The sequence below is a fragment of the Nonomuraea jabiensis genome, from assembly GCF_014204795.1.
GTDB classification, from domain to species: domain Bacteria; phylum Actinomycetota; class Actinomycetes; order Streptosporangiales; family Streptosporangiaceae; genus Nonomuraea; species Nonomuraea jabiensis.
Genome location: NZ_JACHMB010000001.1, coordinates 11,438,450 through 11,459,462 on the forward strand (window position 1 = coordinate 11,438,450; position 21,013 = coordinate 11,459,462).

Sequence of the window (21,013 nt, forward strand, 5' to 3'; positions counted from 1 at the left end):
GCGGGGTGTTACGGGGTGGTGAGGCGGGCGATGAGGGCTTGGGCGTCGCGGGTCAGGATGGTGCGGGAGGTCGGGTCGGGTACGTTGGCGCGCTTCTCGGCGGCCTTGACGAAGCGCTTCAGCGCGTCGATCGCGTGCCCAGGCTTGCCGCGCCTGTCGTGCCGCTCCGCCGCATCGAGGTGTTCCAGCAGTTCCCGGGCCCCCTCGGCGGTCACCGTGTGCGCCTTCCTGAAGTGCGCGATCAGCGCGCGCACATCGGCGTACGAGGTCGTGGTCGAGAACGTGACAGTCGAGGTCACGCTCCGCCCCGCCCGGTCCGTGGCCGTGGCGACGAGCGAGTGGTCGCCGAGGGGCAGGGTCCACAGGCGTACCGGCGCGCCCGGGGGCAGCGCGGTTCCGTCGAGCTTGGCCGTGGCGCTCTGCACGCCCGAGACCGCGTCCGTGGCCGTCAGGACCGGGGTGACGGTGCCCGAGTCGCCGTACGGCTTGGTCTCCACGCCGGTGACCGTCAGCGCCGGGTCCGACTTGTCGATCTTGACGGTGACCGTGCCGATCTGGGAGACGTTGCCGCCGTTGTCGGTGGCCCGGTAGCGGACCTCCTTGGCGCCCTCCGCGCTGAGCGTCACCGGGTTGGCGGCGTTCGCCCAGGTCGTCCCGCCGTCGAGCGAGTACTGGCGGGTGGCCACCGTGCCGTTGTCGGTCGCGGTGACGGTGAGCGTCACGTTGCGGGTGTACCAGCCGTCCGCCCCGTCGGGCGAGGCCGGGCTCAGCGTGGCCGTGACGGCGGGCGGGCTGGTGTCCGCGACGCCCCCGCCCTGGAACGTGAGCGCGTCCACGTCCACGCCGCCGGTCGAGGTGACGTACAGGCGGCCGGTTCCCGCGGGCGGGTCGGCGAGCGCGGTGGTGACCGTCTGCCAGCCGTCCCCCGGCGGGATCGTCACCGTCGCGAACGGCGCGGCGGTGGGCGACTTCCAGCGCAGGGAGAGCGTGCCCGCGCCCGAGGCCCTGGTCTGGACCCCGGTGATGCCGGCGAAGTTGACCGGGTCGTAGGCGAGCCAGTCCCCCGCGTCGAACGAGGTGACCTTGAACTTGCCCGACGCGCCGTCGTCGGGGGTCCTGGTCACGCCGCTGCTCTCGTCGGCGTGCTCGGCCTGCGCGAGCTTCGGGTTGAGGGTGAGCGCGGCCTCGCCGAGCGCCCCCGGGATGCCGTTGGCGCCGTTGTCGCGGTAGCTGACGACGACCACGCCGTAGATGTTCTCCGTCTCGCCGTGCTCGGGCGCGTTCGCGGGCGTCGGCCAGGCGCCGGTGCAGCCGGTGCCGGTGGTCTCGGGGTGGGCGTGCACGTCGTGCCCGAGACCGAACGTCCACTGCATGCGCGAGCACACCGGGCTGTCGCCATCCTCGGCGTCATGAACGGCGATCTTGTACGGCACCGCGTTCCCCCAGTCGAAGAACCCGCCGTCCGGCGGCGTCTGGACGCTGACCTCGGGCGCGGTGTTGCCGACGGTGATCTCGGCCGAGGTGAGGCCCGCCCGGCCGCCGGAGTCGGTGACGCGCAGCCGCGCCACGTACTGCCCCAGCTCGGTGTAGGTGTGCGTGGCCGTCGCCCCGGTGGCGTCGAACGTGCCGTTCCCGTCGAAGTCCCACTCGTACGTCAGCGTGCCCGGCTCGGTGTCCCTGGACGACGACGCGTCGAAGGCGACCGTGAGCGGTGCCTGGCCGCTGGACGTCCGGTCCGTGGTCATCCTGGCCTGGGGCGTCTTGTTGTCCGGGGTGTAGTCGATCCGGTAGAGCCCGGCGTCGGGGTTCGCGCGGAAGAACCCGTCGCCGTACTCCAGCACGTACAGCGACCCGTCCGGCCCGAACTCGATGTCCATCGGGCTGTCGGTGATGGGCTGCGCGGCGTCCCGCAGCTCGGCGTTGGGCAGGAAGTGCTCCAGCTTGGTGACCGGCCCGTCCGGGTACGTCACGGTGAACGCCGCCAGGTAGTCCTGCGAGAACTCGGCGAAGAACGCCTTGCCGTCCCAGTACGCGGGCAGCTTGCCGGGCGCCGGGTTGTCCGGGTCGTAGTGGTAGATCGGCCCGCCCATCGGCCCCTGGCCGCCCTGCGGGTCGAAGTCCACGAGCCCGGCCCACTCGGCCGGCTGGTGGGTGTTGTTGTCGCCGTAGTAGAGGTCGGCGGGGACGGCCGGCGGGAGCCGGTCGAGGCCGGTGTTCCAGCGCGAGGTGTTCAGCGGCCCCGCCGCGCAGTCGAACCACGGCCCCGGCTTGGCCGTCTCGAAGTCCCAGTCGTTGTAGTTGAAGTTGTTGCCCGTGCAGTACGGCCAGCCGCTGTTCATGGGCTTGGTGAGCGGGGTGACGTTCCACTCGACGTAGCCGAGCGGCCCCCGGTTCGGGTCGGCGGTGCCGGCGTCGGGGCCGTAGTCGGCCCACGACAGGGTGCCCGTCTCCGCGTCCACGTCCATCCGGAACGGGTTGCGCACGCCGGTCACGAAGATCTCCGGGCGCGTCTTGTCCGTGCCCGGCGGGAACAGGTTGCCCTGCGGGATCGTGTACGTGCCGTCGTCGGCGACCTTGATCCGCAGGATCTTGCCGCGCAGGTCGTCGCTGCTGCCCGCGCCGCGCCGCGAGTCGAAGCCCGGGTTCATGCCGGGCGCGTCGTTGTTGGGCGCGTACCCGTTGGCGCCGGGCGCGCCCGCCGGGGTGTTGTCGCCGGTGGCGAGGTAGAGGTTGCCGTCGGCGTCCCAGTCCACGTCGCCGGCCACGTGGCAGCACTGCCCGCGCTGCGTCTCGACCTTGATGATGACCTGCTCGGTGGACAGGTCGAGCGCGTTGCCGGTCCACTTGAAGCGGGAGAGCTGGTTGTAGCCCTTCCACTGGTTCCAGTACGTGTCGTCGGCCCCGGCGGGCAGCGAGTTGGGCGCCGAACCGGCCGGCGTCGTCTCCGGGTACGGCGCCGACATGGTCTTGGGCGCGTAGTAGAGGTAGACCCAGTGGTTCTCGGCGAAGCGGGGGTCGAGGGAGACGGTCTGCAGGCCGTCCTCGGAGTTGTTGTAGACCGGGACGGTGTTGACGATCTTCGTGACGCCGGTGGCCGGGTCGGTCAGCCTGATGTCGCCGTTGCGCGCGGTGTGCAGGACCCGCCGGTCGGGCAGGACGGCCAGGTCGATCGGCTCGCCCACGTTCTTGGTCAGCGTGATCTTCTCGTAGCTCGACCACTCGGTGGCCGGTTCGTGCGCCTGGGCAGCGCCCGATAATGGGCCGGACAAAGGGCCGGGTAAGACGAGTGCGGTGGCGGTCAGGAAGAAGCCGCCGAGCACCGTGAGGGTACGCTGCATGGTGATGCCGCTCCTAGGACGAGGAGTGTCATGATCCGGGCCGCCACGCCCGCCGCTGCAACGGCGGGGATCGCGTGGCGGTCCGGCCTTGTGGTGGGGGTCAGCCGCGCAGGGCGGCCATGTTCCGGTAGCTGAGCTCGGCGTACTGCAGCGACTGGCCCGGGTCCGCGCCGGGTGCGTTGTCCTGCTCGTACATCGGGTTGTGCAGGCCCCTGGACCGGAGCCGGCCGAAGAAGCGGGCGTAGTCGATGTCCCCGGCCCCGAACGGCACCATGTCGTAGCCGTTGGCGGTGCCCGGGTTGGCGGTGCCGTCCTTGGCGTGGAACAGCGGAAACCGCTTCTCCCGCGCCAGCACGGTGGCGAGCGGGTCGAAGACGTCGGTCTGCGCCGAGCCGTCGGGCGCGGTGTACGTACGGTGCTTGAACTGGGCCACGTGCGCCCAGAAGATGTCCATCTCGAAGTAGACCCGCCGGGGGTCGCTGATCTCGAAGAAGTACTCCAGCTTGCGGATGCCCGAGGAGCGGGTGGGCCGGCCCTGCTCGTCGAGCGGGCCGCTGTCGAGCAGGAACGCGTACGCCGCGTCGTGGTTGTGCGTGTAGAGCTTGAGCCCGGCCTGGCAGGCGAGCTCGCCGAGCGCGTTCCACTTCTCCGCCGCCACGTCCCAGTCGGCCTTGTACGCGCTGCCCGTCGGGTCGGAGCCGGTGCCCACGTGGTCCAGGCCGAGGATGTTCGCGATCTCCAGCACCTGCTTGAACCGGTCGAGGTCGGCGGTGCTCAGCGGCCACGAGGCCGGGATGAAGCCGTGGTTGCCCTCGGCCCGCAGCCCGTTGTCGTCGAGCCAGCTCCGCAGCAGCCTGGCGCCCTCGACGGTCTCCAGGTTCGCGCCGCCCTCCGCGTTGGCGTGCTGCCGGTACCCGGCGAACTCGACCTGCTGGTACCCGATGCGCGCGAGCGCCTCGAACACGCGGCGGAAGCCGGACGGCAGGGTCGTGGACGCCGGGTCGCGGCCGATGGCGTCGCGGACGGTGTAGAGGATGATGCCGCGCTTGCCCGGCGGGATCAGCGGCCGGTTCCGGCCGCCCTGGGCCTGCACGGGGTCGGCGGCGGCGGGCTGGGCGAGGGGGACGGCGGCCGCGGCGGCGATGCCGGTGGTGGCCGCGAGCAGCCGGCGGCGGCTCAGGCCGAGCGTGCGACGGAGCGCCTCTTCCTGCTCATGGAGCTGGCTCACGCGTGTTTCCCTTTCGTCAGGGACGCGTGCGCCGACCACGTCACGGTATTACTGTGCCCGGCTCCACGAACATGCCACCGCGCGGGGAGCTGCGACGATCAATTGTTACTACGCCGTGCGGGCGCGGTCAATGGTGCCCAAATGCCTGATCGACGGCGTCCGGGGCGAGCACGTGGTCGATGACCATGACGGCGGCTCCGACGACGCCCGCCCGGTCGCCGAGCCGGCTCGACCTGATGCCGAGATGCTGGGTGGCCAGCGGGAGCGAGCGGCTGTAGATCGTCTCCCTGACCCCGGCGAGCACCTGCTCGCCCGCCTCGGCGACGTCCCCTCCGATAACGATGAGCGAGGGGTTGAAGAAGTTCACGATCGAGGCCATCACGGCGCCGACCTCGCGGCCGGCCTGCCTGACGAGCCGCGTGGCGCGCAGGTCGCCCGCGCGCATCAGCGCGACCACGTCCCGGCTGCCGTTCGCCGCCACGCCGGCGGCGCGCAGCTGCGCCGCCATGGACGCGCCGCCCGCGACCGCCTCCAGGCAGCCGAGGTTGCCGCACCGGCAGGGCGCCTCGGACGCCGGGACCCGGATGTGGCCGACGTCGCCCGCGGCGCCCTGCGCGCCCCGGTGCAGCCGGCCGCCGGAGATGATGCCGCAGCCGATCCCGGTGCCGATCTTGATGAAGATCAGGTGGTCGATCTCGGGCCCGGCGGCCCAGTGCTCGCCGAGCGCCATGATGTTCACGTCGTTGTCGGCCAGGACCGGCGCGCCGAGCCGCGCGCCGAGCCATCCGGGCACGTCGAAGCCGTCCCAGCCGGGCATGATCGGCGGGTTCACCGGCCGTCCCGACGCGTGCTCCACCGGGCCTGGCAGCCCGACGCCGACCCCGCAGACCTGGTCGAGGTCGTGCCCGGCGCCGTCCAGCAGCTCGCGGAAGGCGGTGGCGACCCACTCCAGCGTGCGCTCGGGCCCCTGGTCGACGTGCAGCTCGGCGGCCCGCTCCGCGAGCACGGTCTTGCCGAGGTCGAGCACGGCCAGGCGGGCGCGGGTGGCGCCCAGGTCGGCCGCGAGCACCACCCGCGCGCGCTCGTTGAACGCGAACACCGCCGCCGGGCGGCCGCCCGAGGAGATCGAGTCCTCGGCGGCCACCACCCAGCTTCCCGCGATCAGCCCGTCGAGCCGCTGCGACACGGTGGATCTGGACAGGCCGGTGAGCTCGGCCAGCTCGCCGCGGGTGCGGGCCCGCCCGTCCCTGAGGATCGCCAGCAGCGCCCCCGCTCCGGTGCCCTGGCCGTTGGATGCCGTTGACATGGGCTCTAGCTTACTTCGATGATCGGCCGACTTATGTTGACAGAAACTAAAAGTCCGATCTATCGTCCCGAAATATGCCGGACATATGTGGGCAACAGGCGCACATATCGTGAAATCGTCCGGCAATCCTGAGCTCCGGCCCGGGATCAACGCTCCACGCTTGGAGGATTCGGTCCGGCCCTGAGCCCGCAGTCGCGCCGAGACGCGGGCCCCGCAGGGATGCCACCCGGCCGGATCCTCCACAGGCCCTGGTTCCGGCAATCCGGAAACCGGTGTCCCGGACTGAGGCCCCACGCGGGAGCGCTCCCAAGCCCGCGGCGCATCTCCTCAGCCGGCCTCCCACAGGTCGCAGTTGTGCTCGGCGAGCATCGTGGCCAGCGGGACCGGCGTGGACCGGCCGCCCGCCCTCAGGGACATGACGAGGGAGGTCCCGTTGAAGGCCGGCCAGCGCGCGGAGTGCGCCGCCCGCGGCTGCCCGGTGATCGTGAACGACCCCCAGTAGTGCACCATGTCGCGGGCCAGCCGCCGCTCCGAGGCGTCGAACGTCGGCGCGATCGGGGTGCCGTTGTCGAAGCTCGGCCACAGGTAGGCCAGCTCGGCGGCATGCCCCGCGCCCCACTCGTAGCCGGCCGGCTCGGGGGTCAGGCCGGGGCCGGTGCGGTGGTCGAAGCGGTAGCCGTACACGCGGGTGTGGGCGGACAGGGCCTCGATGAAGCGCAGCGTCGGGCAGCCGCCGAGGCCGGCCAGGAAGCCGGAGTCGGTGAAGACGGCCGCCGCCAGGTACGCCGAGGTGAACTGGTCGGACTGCGCCGGCCACGGATACCTGGCCAGGACGGCGTCGGCGCGGTCGGGGAAGAGGCCGCGGACCCAGCCCTCGTACTGCTCCCTGGTCCAGCCGCGGGCGCCCTGCAGGAACGTGCGGCCCTCGTCGCGGGTGGAGCCGACGATCAGGGGGACCCGCTGGAAGCGGCCCGCCCGCACGGCGGTGTCGGGGTTCTCCGGCAGGGCGGGCGTGCCGTACAGGAACGAGGCGAACTGCGGCCCGTCGACCAGCTCGGCCGCGCTCAGCCCGCGCAGGCAGGCCAGGTCGGAGCAGCCGAGCGTGGTGGCGATGGAGGCGCCGGCCTGCTCGCCGTCCGCGTACGGGCGGCTGGTGCAGGACCCGCTCTGGATGATCGCGCGGGCGAACAGCCCGGCCGAGGTGGGAGAGGTGAGGTTGGCGCACACGGAGAAGCCGCCGGCCGACTCGCCGTCGATGGTCACCTGGCGGGGGTCGCCGCCGAACGCGGCGATGTTGCGGCGCACCCAGCGCAGCGCGGCCTGCTGGTCGAACAGGCCGTAATTGCCGGACGTGCCCGACTCCGCGGCCAGCAGCGGGTGGGCCAGGTAGCCGAAGACGCCGAGCCGGTAGTTGACGCTCACCACGACGACGTTCTCGAGCTGGGCGATCAGGGTGCCGTCGTGCTGGTTGGCCGAGCCGTTCTGCAGGCCGCCGCCGTGGATCCAGAAGAGCACGGGCAGCCGCTGCCCGGCCTTCGTGCCGGCGGGGCGGAACACGTTGAGGTACAGGCAGTCCTCGGTCTCGGAGCGGGGGCCGTTGGAGCCGGCCGCGGCGGGGCAGCGGTTGCCCCACTGGGAGGCGTCGCGCACGCCCTGCCAGGCGGGCGCCGGCCGGGGTGCCCGCCAGCGCAGCTCGCCGACGGGCGGGGCGGCGTAGGGCAGGGCGAGGAAGCGGTCGACGCCGTCCGCGCGGGCGCCGCGTACCAGGCCGGTGTCGGTACGCGCCACGGGCCGGTCGCCGCCGGACGCGGCGGCGGGCACGGTGGCGGGCACGGGGAGGGCGGCGACCAGGGCCGCCGCGGCGAGCGCGATCAGTAATCGTCTCAACGGACTGTGACCTCCTGACGTAGACGCAGGTCCCTGGAGGAGGACCCGACGTGGACGGTACGGCGGCCCCTCGCGAGGGTCCACCGGCCGTCCGACCAGTAGTGCAGTGCGCGCGGCGGCACCGTCACGGTGACGGGGCGCCGCTCGCCGGGCGACAGCCGCACCCGGGCGAACCCGGCGAGCGCGCGGGGCGGCATCGGGACCGGCGGGCCGGGCGGCGGGCCGAGATACACCTGCGGCACCTCGATCCCGGCGCGCCGGCCGGTGTTGGCGACCGTGAACGACACGCTGAGCCCGCCGCCCGCGGCCCGCACCGACAGGCCGCCGTACTGGAAGCGGGTGTAGGACAGGCCGTGCCCGAAGGGGAACAGCGGCTCGATGCCGTGCGCGTCGTAGTGCCGGTAGCCGACGAGCACGCCCTCGCTGTAGTCGGCGACGCCGCCCACGCCCGGGTAGCGCTCGGGCTGCGCGGTGGGCACGTCCTCGGCCCGCCGGGGGAACGTCACCGGCAGCTTGCCGCCCGGGACGGCCCCGCCGAGCACGAGCGTGGCGGTGGCGTCGGCGCCCTCCTGGCCCGGGTACCACATCTGCAGGATCGAGCACACGCCGCCCACCCACGGCATGAGCACCGGGTCGCCGGTGTTGAGCACGACCGCGGTGCGGGCGTTGGCGGCGGCGACGGCCCCGATGACGGGGTCCTGGCCGTTGGGGAGGGCGAGGGCGGGACGGTCGGCGCCCTCGGTGCCCTCGTTGAAGGCGAACACGAGCGCCGCCCGCGCCCCCTTGGCCAGCACGGCGGCCTCCCGCAGCGCCTCCTGGCGTCGGCGCGGGGTGACCCAGGCCAGCCTGACCTGCAGCGGCGTGCCGGCGACGCCGGTGGCCGCGACGGTGACGGGCTTGGCCACCCCGGCTTCGAGGCGGACGGTCGCACCGGCGTTCGTCAGGCCGCCGGAGGTCGCGATGAGGCTGCTGTTGCCGCCGATGAGGGCGCCGACCGAGCCGATCCTGACGCCGTCGAGGGTCAGCGAGATCGAGCCGTTGAACGACGGCACCCCGCCCGCGCCCTGGATGCGCAGGTCGTAGTCGCCGGTCTCGGGCGCGGTGAGCGTGCCCGTCCACGTCCACGACGAGCCGGCGGGCAGGGCGTCGGCGCCGGTGTGGTCCACCTGGGCGGCGGCCTGCGGGGTGCCGCCCTGCTGGGCGCCCTGTTGAGTGCCCTGTTGAGTGCGCTGCAGCACCAGCGCCGAGTCAGGCACCGGGACCCCTTCCAGGTCCACGCCCGTGGCCCAGCGGATGCGGCTGCCCGGGCCGGCCTGGCGGCGCAGGGCGGCCAGCGGGCTCTCGGCGCTCGCGGGGATCACCCTGGCGCTGCCTCCGCCGCCCACCAGGGGGCTGGCCGCGGTGGGGCCGATGACGACCAGGTCGGCCAGGTCGGCGCGGCGCAGCGGCAGCAGGTCCCGTTCGTTGCGCAGCAGCACGGCGCCGGCCAGCGCGATCTCCTTCGCGGTGCGGGCGCCGCCGGCCGGGTCCGGGGAGGGCCGCGGCCGGCCGCCGCCGAGCAGGCCGAACCGGTCGAGCTGGACGAGGACGCGGCGCACCGCGGTGTCCACCACCGACCCGGCCAGCTGCCCGGAGGAGACGGCGGCGGCCAGGCCCCCGTAGTTGACGCCGAAGGGCATCTCCATGTCCATCCCGGCGGTGAGCGCGGGCGCGCCGCTGTGCGTGGCGTACCAGTCGGACATCACCCAGCCGCCGAAGTGCCATTCGTCGCGCAGGATCCCGGTCAGCAGGTGCGGGTGCTCGGCGGCGTACACGCCGTTGACGTGGTTGTAGGCGGCCATGACGGCGCCGACGCCCGCCTGCACGGCGGCCTCGAAGGCGGGTAGGTAGATCTCGCGCAGGGTCCGCTCGTCCACCTTGACGTCGATCGTCTGGCGGGCGTTCTCGAAGTTGTTGGCCGCGTAGTGCTTGACCGTGGCGATGAGGCCCTCGCCCTGGATGCCGCGGATCTCGCCGGCGACGAGCGCGGCGGCCAGCAGCGGGTCCTCCCCGAGCGTCTCGAAGTTCCGGCCGGCCTGCGGCACCCGGACGATGTTGGTCATCGGCGACAGCAGGACGTCCATGCCCAGCGCGCGGCCCTCCCTGCCGATGACCGCGCCGAACCGCCGGGCGAGGTCGGGCGCGAACGTCGAGGCGAGCGCCACCGGCGCCGGCAGGGCGGTGGCGCTCGCCGTGACGCGCACCCCGGCGGGCCCGTCGGCCAGGCGGAGCTCGGGGATGCCGAGGCGCGGCACGCCGGGAACGTACCCGGCCTGGCCCTTGGAGGCGGGGTCGGTGGCGCCGTGCAGCAGCGAGACCTTCTCCTCCAGCGTCAGCTGCCGCAGCAGCGCGTCGACGTCGGCCCGATGGTGGGCGGGGCGGGCGGTCCGCCGCGCGGGGGCGACGGCCGCGGCCACGGCGGCCGCGCCGAGCAGCCGCGCCGCGTCGCGGCGCGTCAGCGACGGGTTGAGCGCTTCAGCCATGTGAACAGCTCCTTCGAGGAACGGGCCGACCGGCTGGGGTCGCGCCCGCAACATACGAGCCGCGGAGAGGGTTGCGGAACCGCGTTCTCCGTTCAACGGAAGACTTTTCAGAACGTCGTTCGGTGTGTTTCTGGATTGTTACCCATAGCAACAAACTCTGGGGCTTCGAGGGCTGGACCCGCAGGCAGCACGGGTTTACGTTGCCGCAAACAACATAAAAACCGGAACATCGCGGGGTGACAGGTCCGAACCGGGAGGCGGCGACCATGACCACAACCGACGACGGCCCGGCCGCGGCCACGATGCGCCGGGGCGTCCACGCTCCCGGCGGCACCAAGCAGCCGGCAAGCCGGACGGCTTCCGGAAGCGCGCAGCGGCCCGCCGGCCGGACCGTGACGAGCCGGGTCCTCAGCGTGCTCAGCGCGTTCTCCGGCGAGTGTCCCAGGCTGAGCCTGTCCGACATCAGCCGCCGCGCCTCGATGCCGTTGACGACCGCGCACCGGCTGGTCAGCGAGCTGATGTCGTGGGGCGCGCTGGAACGCGACCGCGACGGCCGGTACCAGATCGGGCTGCACCTGTGGGAGGTGGGCGCGCTGGCGCCGCGCGGGCTCGGGCTGCGCGAGGCCGCCATGCCGTTCCTGGAGGACCTGTACGAGGTCACCCACCAGCACGCCCAGCTCGCCGTCCTGGACGGGCCCGACGTGCTCTACCTGGAGCGGATCTCCGGCCGGGACGCGGTCGGCGTGCGCAGCCGGGTGGGCGGGCGCTTCCCTGCCCACGCCACGGGGGTCGGGCTGGCGCTGCTGGCCCACACGCCGCCCGCGGCGCAGGAGGCGTACCTGGCCGGGCCGCTGGCGGCCTTCACCGACCGGACCATCGCGGACCCCGGGCGGCTGCGGGGGGTGCTGGCCGAGGTGCGCCGCCACGGGTACGTCATCAGCGACCGCCAGGTCACGCTGGACGCGGTGTCGGTGGCCGCGCCCGTGCGAGACGCGGCCGACGAGGTGATCGCCGCGCTGTCGGTCGTGGTGCGCGTGGGCGAGCCGCAGGCGGGCGCGCTCGTGCCGGCCGTCGTCAGCGCCGCCCGCGGGCTGTCGCGCTGGCTGCGGTCGCACCCGGAGCGGCCCTGACGGGGGTTGCCTTTTCCGGCTGTTGTGTGATGTGGTGCGGCTCGCTTTCCTCTATCGCTCTGGAGGCTTGACCGTGCCGTTCATTGTGGATCTGACCAGCGGGAACGTGGAGAAGGAGCAGCACCCGGGCGAGATCGGCGGGTCAGTGCCGGGGCTGCGGCTGATGGCCGGGCGCACGCCCGCCGGGCTCGATCCGTACGATCCGGGGGCGCTGCTGTACGTGGCGGCCGGGGCGCTGGGCGGGACGGCGGCGCCGGGGCTGGCCAAGGCGGTGTTCCTGGCGAAGTCGCCGCTGACGGGGGTGGCCGGGGAGTCCCACGCGCTCGGGCCGTTCGCGGCGGGCCTGCGCGGGGCGGGCGTCAGGGCGCTGGCCGTCACGGGGCGGGCCGCGCGGCTGTCGTACCTGCTCGTCCGGGACGGGCAGGTGTCCCTGCACGACGCCTCGGAGCTGCGCGGGCTGGGCACGGCCGCGACCACGGACGCGCTGCGGGCGCGGCACGGCCAGGGCGCGCACGTGGCGGCGATCGGGCCGGCCGGGGAGAACCTCGTGCGGTACGCGAGCATCGTGACCGACCACGCCTACGCCGCCGGACGCTACGGGCTCGGCGCGGTCTTCGGGGCCAAGAACCTCAAGGCCGTCGTGTGCGTCGGCGAGGTCCCAGCGGAGGGCGCGGCGGAGGTCGCCGACCCCGGGGCGGTCGCCGGGCTGGCCGCCTTTTACCGCGGCTCGCTGGCCACGAACCCGCTGGCGGCGATCCAGGCGGGGATGCCCGGGTTCGCCGGATGGGTGGGCGACCCGCCCGCTCCCGGGTACGCCGCGGTGCGCAACTTCTCGGTGACCGGCGCGCACGGGCTGCGGGTGCCGTCCGCGGGTGACTACGACGGGCGCGCGGTGGCGACCACCGGCGCCTGTCCCGGCTGCCCCAATGACTGCCTCAAGGTGTACGCGCCCCCGGGGCTCGCCGAGCGGCGGACCGGCGGGCTGGGGCAGGAGGCGTTCCTGTCGCTCGGGTGGAACCTCGGGATCGACGACCTCGACACCGTGCTGGCCGCCAACGCCCGCTGCAACGACCTCGGGCTGGACCCGGTCTCCCTGGGCGGGACGCTGGCGTTCGCCATGGAGTGCGCCGAGCGGGGGCTGCTCCCCGGCGGGCCCGCGTTCGGCGACCCCGTGGCGTTGCCCGGGCTCGTCGACGACGTGGCGGCGCGCACGGGCGAGATGGGCGACCTGCTGGCCGAGGGCGCGGCGCGGGCGGCCGCGAAGCTCGGGCCGGCCACGGCCCCGTACGCGATGACCGTCAAGGGCGCCGAGCTGCCCTGCTTCGACCCCCGCGTCCAGCCGGGCATCGGCCTCGGGTACGCGATCGCCCCCGGCGGCCCGCGCTACGACGCGCTGGAGCACGACCTCGACTTCGACCCCGTGGCGGGGCTGCCCTACAGCTTCGGCGAGGCGCGGCGGATCGGGGCGGAGCCCGCGCCGGTCGCCGGGCTCGACGCCGAACGGGGCCGGCGCACCGCCCGGCTGCTGCGGCTGTGGAGCGGGCTCGACGCGCTCAACCTGTGCGTCTTCGCCTCCTCCCCCACCCGCCCGCTGACCATCGACCACCTGAGCGCCCTGGTCACCGCCGTCCTCGGGCGGGAGTTCACCCTGGACGACCTGCTGGCGGCCGGTCAGGCGCGGCTCGACGGGATGCGCGCGTACGCGATCCGCGAGGGCGGCGGGCCCGACGAGCTGCCGGCCCGGATGCACGAGGAGCCGGTCACGGCGGGGCCCCACGAGGGCGCGGTGCTGGACCGCGCCTCGTTCGAGCTCGCCCGCGCCGCCTTCTACGAGGAGCTCGGCTGGCGCTGATTCCCCCGGAAAACACTCTTGTCCGGTTTGTGTGGTTCGCGTTATGTTCTGGTCAATCGTTTGAACGAGAGACGGGAGACCCTCGGGGATGGCTGTCACGATCGACCTGGGCGGACGGACGGCGCTCGTCACGGGCGGCGCGGGAGGGCTCGGGTTCGCCTGCGCCCGCGCGCTGGCCGAGGCCGGAGCGGACGTCGTGCTCTCCGACCTGGAGGGCCCGCGGCTGGGCGAGGCGGCGGCCGAACTCGGCGCCGAGGCGCGCCCGGCCGACCTCACCGACCCGGCCCAGGCGGCGGCTCTGGCAGGCGCCCGCGACCGCATCGACGTGCTGGTGAACTGCGCCGGGATCATGCGCACCACCCCGCTGCTCGACATCGAGCCCGGCGAGTGGCTGCGGATCGTGGACGTCAACCTCAACGCCACGTTCTGGCTCACCCAGGCCGTCGGGCGCGGGATGGCCGAGCGGGGCGGCGGCTCGATCGTGACGCTGGCCTCGGTGGCCGCCCGCTCGGGCCGCCCCGACGCCGCCCACTACTCCGCCACCAAGACCGCCCTGCTCTCCCTGACCAAGTCGGCGGCCCACGCGCTGGCCCCCGTGCGGGTGAACGCCGTGTGCCCCGGCGTCTTCCTCACCCCCATGTGGGAGGAGATCATCGCCGACCGAGACCGGCGGTTCGGTCCCGGCGCGGGCGCCGGCTACCTGAAGGAGGTCGGCGAGCGCTCCCCGTTGCGCCGGCCCGGGCGTCCCGAGGAGGTCGCCGCCGCGGTGCTGTTCCTGGCCAGCGACCTGGCGTCGTTCGTGACGGGCCAGGCTCTCAACGTCGACGGCGGACTGGAGATGAACTGACCGTGCGCCAGACGTTCAAGCTGCTGCCCGAGCTGTTCGGCGACGGCGCGATGGCCGAGATCTTCTCGGCCGAGCGGACCGTGCTGGCCTGGCTGCGCACGGAGGCCGCGCTGGCCCGCGCCCAGGCCGCGGAGGGCGTGATCTCCGAGGCCGACGCGCGGGCCATCGAGGCGGCCTGCGTGCCCGCCACCATCGACCTCCGGCGCCTCTGGTCGGAGGCGGTCAACGTGGGCTACCCGATCCTGCCCCTCGTACGGATGATCTCCGCCGCGCTCCCCGAGGGGCCCAACGGCCGCGTCCACTACGGCGCGACCACGCAGGACATCATGGACACCGGCCTGGCCCTGCAGATGGGCGAGGCTCTCGATCACCTGCGGGCGCTGCTCGGCTCGTTCGGCGGCGCGCTGGCCCGGCTGGTGGCCGAGCACGCCGGCACCGTCGTCGCCGCCCGCACGCACGCCCAGCAGGCGGTGCCCACGACGTTCGGGGCGAAGATGGCGGTGCTGCTGGCGGAGGTGACCCGCCAGCGCGACCGGGTGAGCCAGGCGGCGCGGCGGGTGCGGGTCGTGTCGCTGTTCGGCGCGGGCGGCACGTCCGCCGCGATGGGCGAGCGCTCCCGGCAGGTGCGCGAGCGCGTGGCCGGGGTGCTCGGCCTCGGCGCCACCGAGGTGCCCTGGCACGTGGCCAGGGACGGCGTCGCCGAGTTCGGGGTGACCTGCGCGAGCCTGGCGGCCACGGCGGCCCGCTTCGCCCGCGAGGTCGTGGACCTGTCCAGGACCGAGGTCGGCGAGGTGCGCGAGGCGGGCGGGCACCACCGCGGCGCCTCGTCCACGATGCCGCAGAAGGCCAACCCGATCGGCTGCGAGGCCGTCATCGGCATGTCCGGCACGGCGGGCGCGCTCAGCTCGGGCCTGTTCCGCGCGATGGAGGCCGGCCACGAGCGGGCCGCCGGCGAGTGGCAGGTCGAGTGGTACGTGGTGCCGCTCCTGGCCGAGCTGGCCGCGGGCGCGCTGGCCACGGCCGCCGAGGTCGCCGCCGGGCTGCGGGTCTACCCGGAGGCCATGCGGGCCAACCTGGGCGCCGAGGGCGGGCTGATCATGGCGGAGGCGTACATGATGCGGCTGGCCCCGGCGCTGGGCCGGGAGCGGGCGCACGACCTGGTCTACAAGGCGGCGCACGAGGCCCGCGAGCGCGGGCGGGCGCTGGCCGACGCGCTGCGCGACGTGGCGGCGCCGGACGACCTGGCGAGCCTGGGCGAGCTGCCCATCCCGCCCGAGTCCTACCTCGGCGAGGCCGAGGCGATCTGCGCCGCGGCGCTTGAAGCCTGGAGAAGTGATGAGTGAACGCAGGCTCGCGGATCTGCTGGCCATGTGGCGGATCCGCGCGTTCGAGGAGAAGGTGCGCGACCTGCGCACAGAGAATCCGGTCGGGGGCCCGATCGTCGGTTCGGTGCACCTGTGCGTCGGCCAGGAGGCGGTCCCGGTGGGCGCGTGCGACGTGCTGGAGCCGCACGACGCGCTGTTCGCGACCTACCGCGGCCACGGCTGGGCGCTGGCCAGGGGCGTGCCCGCGCGGGCGCTGTTCGCCGAGCTGGCGGGCCGGGCGACCGGCGTGAACGGCGGGCGGGGCGGCTCGGCGTACTTCACCGCTGCCGAGTACGGCTTCCACGGCGAGAACTCGATCGTGGGCGCGGGCGCGCCGATCGCGTGCGGGGCGGCGCTGGCCGGCCGGCACGACGGCTCGAACCGGGTGGCCGTGAGCGTCTTCGGCGACGGCGCGATGAACCAGGGCGCGGTGCACGAGGCCATGAACTTCGCCGCCGCGCTGTCCCTGCCCGTGGTGTTCGTCTGCGAGAACAACCGCTACTCGGAGCTGACCCCGATCGCCGACATGGTGCGCAACCCGCGCCTGGCCGACCGCGCGGCCGCGTACGGGATCCCGGGCCACCGCGTCGACGGCAACGACGTGGAGGCCGTGCGCTTCCACGTGCGCGACGCGCTGGAGGTGGCCCGCGAGGGCGGCGGGCCGACGCTGCTGGAGTGCATGACCGAGCGCCTGGCCGGCCACTACATCGGCGACGCGCAGACCTACCGGCAGCCCGGCGAGCTGGAGCGGATCGGCCGGCGTGAGCCGATCGCCCGGCTGCGCGAGGGCCTGCTGGCCGACGGGGTGCCGGCCGCCGAGCTGGACGCCGTGGAGCGCGGGGCGCGGGCCGAGATGGCCTCCGCCGCCGAGCGCGCGCTGGCCGCGCCCCTCGCCGACCCCGCCACCGCAAGGGAGCACCTGTATGCCTGACCTGTCCTACGGCGAGGCCGTGAACGCGGCCCTGCACCGTCTCATGGAGGAGCTGCCGGAGACGCTGGTGTACGGCGAGGACGTCGGCGTGCCCGGCGGCGTGTTCGGCGTGACCAGGGGCCTGCGCAAGCGGTACGGCGACCGCGTGTTCGACACCCCGATCAGCGAGTCGGCGATCCTGGGCAGCGCGGTGGGCGCCGCGATGTTCGGCCTCCGCCCGATCGTCGAGATCATGTGGGCCGACTTCTCCCTGGTGGCGCTGGACCAGATCGTCAACCAGGCGGCCAACGTCCGCTACGTGTCGGGCGGGCGGCTGCGGGCCCCGCTGACGATCCGCACCCAGCAGGGCAACGCGCCGGGCGCGTGCGCGCAGCACTCGCAGTGCCTGGAGGCGCTGTTCCTGCACGTGCCGGGGCTGCGGGTGTGCATGCCGAGCACGCCGCAGGACGCCTACGACCTGCTGGTGACGGCCGTGCACGGCGACGACCCGGTCCTGGTGATCGAGAATCGCACGCTGTACTCCGGCCCGAAGGAGCCGGTCAGGACGGACGGGCCGGTCCAGCCCATGGGTGGGGCGCGCACCCGCCGTACGGGCTCCGACGTCACGGTCGTCACCTGGGGCGCGATGACGCACCGGGTGCTGGCGGCGGCCGAGGCCCTGGCCGGCGAGGGGGTCGAGGCCGAGGTGCTGGAGACGCCGTGGCTCAACCCGTTCGACACCGAGGCCGTGATCGACAGCGCGCGCCGTACCCGCAGGCTGGCGGTCGTCCACGAGGCGAACGTCACCGGCGGCTTCGGCGCCGAGGTCGTCGCCCGCGTCGTGGGCGCCGGGGTGGCGCTGGCCGCGCCGCCGGTCCGGATCGGCGCGCCCGACGTGCGGATGCCCGCGGCGCCGGTCCTGGCGCAGGCGCTGATCCCCGACGCCGCGCGGATCGCCCACGACGTCAGGCGCTTGACCGCGGGAGCACGATGAAAGGCGTCTGGCACTTCTCCTTCACGGTCTCCGACCTCGACAGGTCCGTGGAGTTCTACCGCGACCTGCTCGGGTTCGCGCTGGTGCACCGGCAGGAGCAGGACAACGACTACACCCGCCGGCTCGTCGGCTACCCCGACGCCGTGCTGCGCGTGGCCCAGCTCGCCGTGCCGGGCCAGCCCCGCGGCGTCTCCACGCACGACCTGGAGCTGGTCGAGTACGTACGGCCGAAGGGCGCCCCGCGCGACCCGGCCCGCCACCTGCCGGGCACGGCGCACCTGGCGCTCACCGTCGAGGACGCCCGGGCCGAGCACGCCCGGCTGGCGGCGGCCGGGGTGCGCTTCGTCAACCCGCCCGAGGCGATCACCGCGGGGGTGAACCGGGGCGGCTACGCCTGCTACTTCCTCGACCCCGACGACATCACCCTGGAGCTCGTGCAACCGCCGGGCAACGCCTAATATGTGCACGCTCAAACGATTGATCACGTGAGGAGGCTGGATGACCGTCGTCGACGCCCACCAGCACTTCTGGAACCTGGAGACGGGCTCGTACCCGTGGCTGACGCCCGATCACGGGCCGATCCACCGCACGTTCGAGCCGGCGGAGCTCATCCCCCAGCTCGCGGCGGCGGGGGTCGGCCGCACCGTGCTGGTGCAGTCGATGGACTCCTACGCCGACACCGACGCCATGCTCGCGCAGGCCGACGCGTACGACTTCATCGGCGCGGTGGTGGGCTGGGTGCCGCTGCACCGGCCCGGGGAGGCGGCCGGGGCGCTGGAGCGGTACCGGCGGCATCCGAGGTTCGCGGGGGTGCGGCATCTCATCCACGACGAGCCCGACCCCGACTGGGTGCTCCGGGAACCGGTGATCGAGGGGCTCGGGCTGCTGGCCGCGGCCGGGCTGCCGTTCGACGTGGTGGCGGTGCTGCCGCGACACCTGGAGCACGTGCCGGTGCTGGCCGAGCGGGTGCCCGGGCTGCGGATGGTGATCGACCACCTGGCCAAGCCGCCGATCAGGGAGAAGGGCTGGGAACCGTGGGCGTCCCTGCTCGCCCGCGCGGCCGAGTGCCCGGACGTGTACGCCAAGGTGTCCGGCCTGAACACGGCGGCCGACGCCGCGACGTGGACGGCCGGGGACCTGCGGCCCTACGTGGAGCACGCGCTGGAGGTGTTCGGCCCCGGGCGGCTGATGTTCGGCAGCGACTGGCCGGTGGCGCTGCTGGCCGGGGACTACGCGAAGGTGTGGCGGGAGACGAACGCCGTGCTGTCGGGGCTCTCGCCCGCCGATCGCGCGGCCGTGCTCGGCGGCACCGCGACCCGCTTCTACGACCTCCAGGAGGCGCCATGACCGGCACCCGTCCCGCCCGGGAGGCGCCATGACCCGCACCCGCATCCGCACCCGTCCCGCGCGGGAGGCCGCCGCGTGATCGACGTGTTCGCGCCCATCGCCGCCGCCGCCGACCTGTCCATCCCGGCCGCGCACCGGCTGCCCGTCGCCGTCGTCGGCGCCGGGGCCATCGTGGACGTGGCCCACCTGCCCGCCTACCGGCAGGCGGGGCTGGAGGTGACCGGCCTGTACGACCTCGACGCCGATCGCGCCGCCGAGGTGGCCCGGCGGCACGGGGTGCCCAGGACGTACGGCTCGCTCGACGAGCTGCTGGCCGACGATCGCGTGGCCGTGGTGGACATCGCCGTCGCGCCCGGCGCGCAGCCCGGCATCGCGCGGGCGGCGCTGGCGGCGGGCAAGCACCTGCTGTGCCAGAAGCCGTTCGCGCCCGACGTGGCGACCGGCCGGGGCATCGTCGACCTGGCGGCGGGCAGCGGCCTGAAGGTCGCGGTCAACCAGCAGCTCCGCTTCGACGAGGGCATCGCCGCCGCCCGGGCCATGGTGCGCGCGGGCTGGATCGGCGAGCCGACGGCGATGACGTTCACCGTGAACATCCTCACCGACTGGAGCGCCTGGGACTGGCTGGTCACCACCGACCGGCTGGAGATCGTCTACCACTCCATCCACTACCTGGACGCGATCCGTTCGATCCTGGGCGACCCCGAGCTGGTCTTCTGCACCGGCAGCCGCACGCCGGGCCAGCTCGCCAGGGGCGAGACGCGTACGATGAGCACGCTGGTGTACCCGGGCGACCTGCGGGCGCTCGTCCACGTCACGCACGAGAACCGCACCGGCGACCAGGAGGCGTCCTTCCGCGTCGACGGCACGCAGGGCGCGATCAAGGGCACGCTCGGCCTGCTGTACGACTACCCGCACGGCCGCCCCGACACCCTGGAGGTCTACAGCCGGGCGCTGCCGACGGACGGCTGGCTGCCGTACCCGGTGACCCGGCGGTGGCTGCCGGACGCGGTGGCCGGGCCGATGGGCTCGCTGCTGCGGGCCGTCGCGGAGGGCGGCGAGCCGGAGACCTCCGGCGCGGACAACCTCGGCACGCTGCGCCTGCTCGACGCGCTCTACCGCTCGATGGACACCGGCGAGAGCGTGCGCTGCCGCCCGGCGGACAGGGGAGGATCGTCGTCATGAAGCGTTCCCGGATCACGCTGGCCGACGTCGCCGCCGTCGCCAAGGTCGACCGGGCGGTCGTCTCCCGCGTCGTCAACAAGGACCCCACGCTCAACATCCGGCCGGAGACGCGCGAGCGGGTGCTGGCGGCGATCGAGGAGCTCGGCTACCGGCCCAACGTGGCCGCGCGGAGCCTGCGCACGTCGCGGGCGCACATGTTCGGGCTGTTCATCCCCGACTTCGCCAACCCGGTCTACGCGGAGATCATCAAGGGCGCGGAGGCGGAGGCGGCCGCGCAGGGCTACGTGCTGGTCACCGGCAGCGCGTCGGGCGCGGCGCTGGGCGACTACATGGACCGGATCGGGCAGGGCCGCATCGACGGCCTGCTGCTGGCCGGGACCGGCGACGAGTCGGGGCTGATCGCGCAGCTCGACCGGGGCGCCATCCCGTGGCTCATGCTCAACAACCGCAGCAGGAGCGTCAAGCGCTACGTCATCCTCGACGACGCGCGGGCCGCCGCGCTGGCGGTGGAACACCTCGTACGCCTGGGCCACCGCCGCATCGCCCACCTGGCGGGCCCGTCGCGCTCCGACACGGCCACGCGCAGGTCGGCGGGATACTCGGCGGCGATGCGCGCGGCCGGGCTGCCGGAGGGGCCGATCGTGGCGGCCGACTACACGCCGGCGGGCGGGGCGGCGGCGATGGCCCGGCTGCTGGCCGCCCCCGAGCGGCCGACGGCGGTGTTCGTCGCCAACGTGGCCTCGGCCATCGGGGCGATGGAGGGCGTGCGCGCGGCCGGACTGGAGATCCCCCGGGACGTCTCGATCGTCGCCGTGCACGACCTGGAGCTGGCCGGCTACCTCAATCCCGCGCTCACGACGGTGCGCATGCCACTGGGCGAGCTGGGCCGCCGCGGCGTGACCCTGCTGGCCGGCCTGGAGCCGGACGACACGGTGGCGGAGGTGCTGGCCGGGCCGATCGAGCTGATCCAGCGCCGCTCCACCGCTCCCCCGGCGTGACTGTCACGCGGCCCGCCCGGTGACGTGATTTAGGACGCCCGATTCCACCCCATTGACAGCACCGCAAATCGCGTCCTACGTTGTGCGAAACGTTTCGACCCCGGCGGA

Annotated in this window: 15 protein-coding genes; 10 read left to right on the forward strand and 5 right to left on the reverse strand. The window is 74.1% G+C overall.

The annotated features are described in order from the left end of the window. Positions 1 to 8: 8 nt before the first annotated feature. The 5 genes from HD596_RS52315 to HD596_RS52335 form a co-directional block, all read right to left on the reverse strand. Positions 9 to 3,338, reverse strand: a complete 3,330-nt coding sequence (locus HD596_RS52315) for a PQQ-dependent sugar dehydrogenase (protein WP_185076907.1) — start codon at positions 3,336 to 3,338, stop codon at positions 9 to 11. 100 nt (positions 3,339 to 3,438) lie between these two features. After that, on the reverse strand, positions 3,439 to 4,566 hold the full coding sequence (locus HD596_RS52320) for a sugar phosphate isomerase/epimerase family protein (RefSeq protein ID WP_185076908.1): 1,128 nt from the start codon (positions 4,564 to 4,566) through the stop codon (positions 3,439 to 3,441). 127 nt (positions 4,567 to 4,693) lie between these two features. Continuing rightward, on the reverse strand, positions 4,694 to 5,872 hold the full coding sequence (locus HD596_RS52325) for an ROK family transcriptional regulator (protein WP_185076909.1): 1,179 nt from the start codon (positions 5,870 to 5,872) through the stop codon (positions 4,694 to 4,696). 327 nt (positions 5,873 to 6,199) lie between these two features. After that, positions 6,200 to 7,759, reverse strand: coding sequence for a carboxylesterase/lipase family protein (locus HD596_RS52330; RefSeq protein WP_221520006.1), 1,560 nt, complete (start codon positions 7,757 to 7,759; stop codon positions 6,200 to 6,202). Then, positions 7,756 to 10,281: a beta-glucosidase gene (locus HD596_RS52335; RefSeq protein ID WP_185076910.1), complete on the reverse strand. Its 2,526-nt coding sequence runs from the start codon at positions 10,279 to 10,281 to the stop codon at positions 7,756 to 7,758. The genes HD596_RS52330 and HD596_RS52335 overlap by 4 nt, the downstream gene beginning before the upstream one ends. 266 nt (positions 10,282 to 10,547) lie before the next feature. On the opposite strand from HD596_RS52335, the gene HD596_RS52340 reads away from it, so the two are divergent. The 10 genes from HD596_RS52340 (at position 10,548) to HD596_RS52385 (ending at position 20,905) form a co-directional block, all read left to right on the forward strand. Beyond that, the gene (locus HD596_RS52340; RefSeq protein ID WP_221520007.1) at positions 10,548 to 11,411 is read left to right on the forward strand and encodes an IclR family transcriptional regulator; all 864 of its coding nucleotides are present in this window, start codon (positions 10,548 to 10,550) and stop codon (positions 11,409 to 11,411) included. A 73-nt stretch (positions 11,412 to 11,484) separates the two neighbouring features. Then, complete coding sequence (locus HD596_RS52345) at positions 11,485 to 13,263, forward strand: aldehyde ferredoxin oxidoreductase C-terminal domain-containing protein (RefSeq protein WP_185076911.1); 1,779 nt, start codon at positions 11,485 to 11,487, stop codon at positions 13,261 to 13,263. An 88-nt stretch (positions 13,264 to 13,351) separates the two neighbouring features. Then, positions 13,352 to 14,110 carry an SDR family NAD(P)-dependent oxidoreductase gene (locus HD596_RS52350; RefSeq protein ID WP_185076912.1) on the forward strand — a complete coding sequence of 253 codons (759 nt, stop codon included), beginning with the start codon at positions 13,352 to 13,354 and terminating at the stop codon, positions 14,108 to 14,110. Between the two features lie 2 nt (positions 14,111 to 14,112). After that, positions 14,113 to 15,453 carry a class-II fumarase/aspartase family protein gene (locus tag HD596_RS52355; protein ID WP_221520008.1) on the forward strand — a complete coding sequence of 447 codons (1,341 nt, stop codon included), beginning with the start codon at positions 14,113 to 14,115 and terminating at the stop codon, positions 15,451 to 15,453. Then, complete coding sequence (locus HD596_RS52360; RefSeq protein WP_185076913.1) at positions 15,446 to 16,405, forward strand: thiamine pyrophosphate-dependent dehydrogenase E1 component subunit alpha; 960 nt, start codon at positions 15,446 to 15,448, stop codon at positions 16,403 to 16,405. The genes HD596_RS52355 and HD596_RS52360 overlap by 8 nt, the downstream gene beginning before the upstream one ends. After that, positions 16,398 to 17,378, forward strand: a complete 981-nt coding sequence (locus HD596_RS52365) for an alpha-ketoacid dehydrogenase subunit beta (protein ID WP_185076914.1) — start codon at positions 16,398 to 16,400, stop codon at positions 17,376 to 17,378. Before HD596_RS52360 ends, HD596_RS52365 begins: the two co-directional genes overlap by 8 nt. Then, positions 17,375 to 17,836 (forward strand): VOC family protein, encoded by a 462-nt coding sequence (locus HD596_RS52370; RefSeq protein ID WP_185076915.1) that lies wholly within the window; start codon positions 17,375 to 17,377, stop codon positions 17,834 to 17,836. The genes HD596_RS52365 and HD596_RS52370 overlap by 4 nt, the downstream gene beginning before the upstream one ends. Before the next feature lie 40 nt (positions 17,837 to 17,876). Continuing rightward, entirely contained in the window at positions 17,877 to 18,725 is an 849-nt protein-coding gene (locus HD596_RS52375; RefSeq protein ID WP_185076916.1) for an amidohydrolase family protein, read from the forward strand. A 75-nt stretch (positions 18,726 to 18,800) separates the two neighbouring features. After that, complete coding sequence (locus HD596_RS52380; RefSeq protein WP_185076917.1) at positions 18,801 to 19,907, forward strand: Gfo/Idh/MocA family protein; 1,107 nt, start codon at positions 18,801 to 18,803, stop codon at positions 19,905 to 19,907. Continuing rightward, a complete protein-coding gene (locus tag HD596_RS52385; RefSeq protein ID WP_185076918.1) occupies positions 19,904 to 20,905 on the forward strand; it encodes a LacI family DNA-binding transcriptional regulator in 1,002 nt (333 codons plus the stop codon). Before HD596_RS52380 ends, HD596_RS52385 begins: the two co-directional genes overlap by 4 nt. Positions 20,906 to 21,013 lie beyond the last annotated feature (108 nt).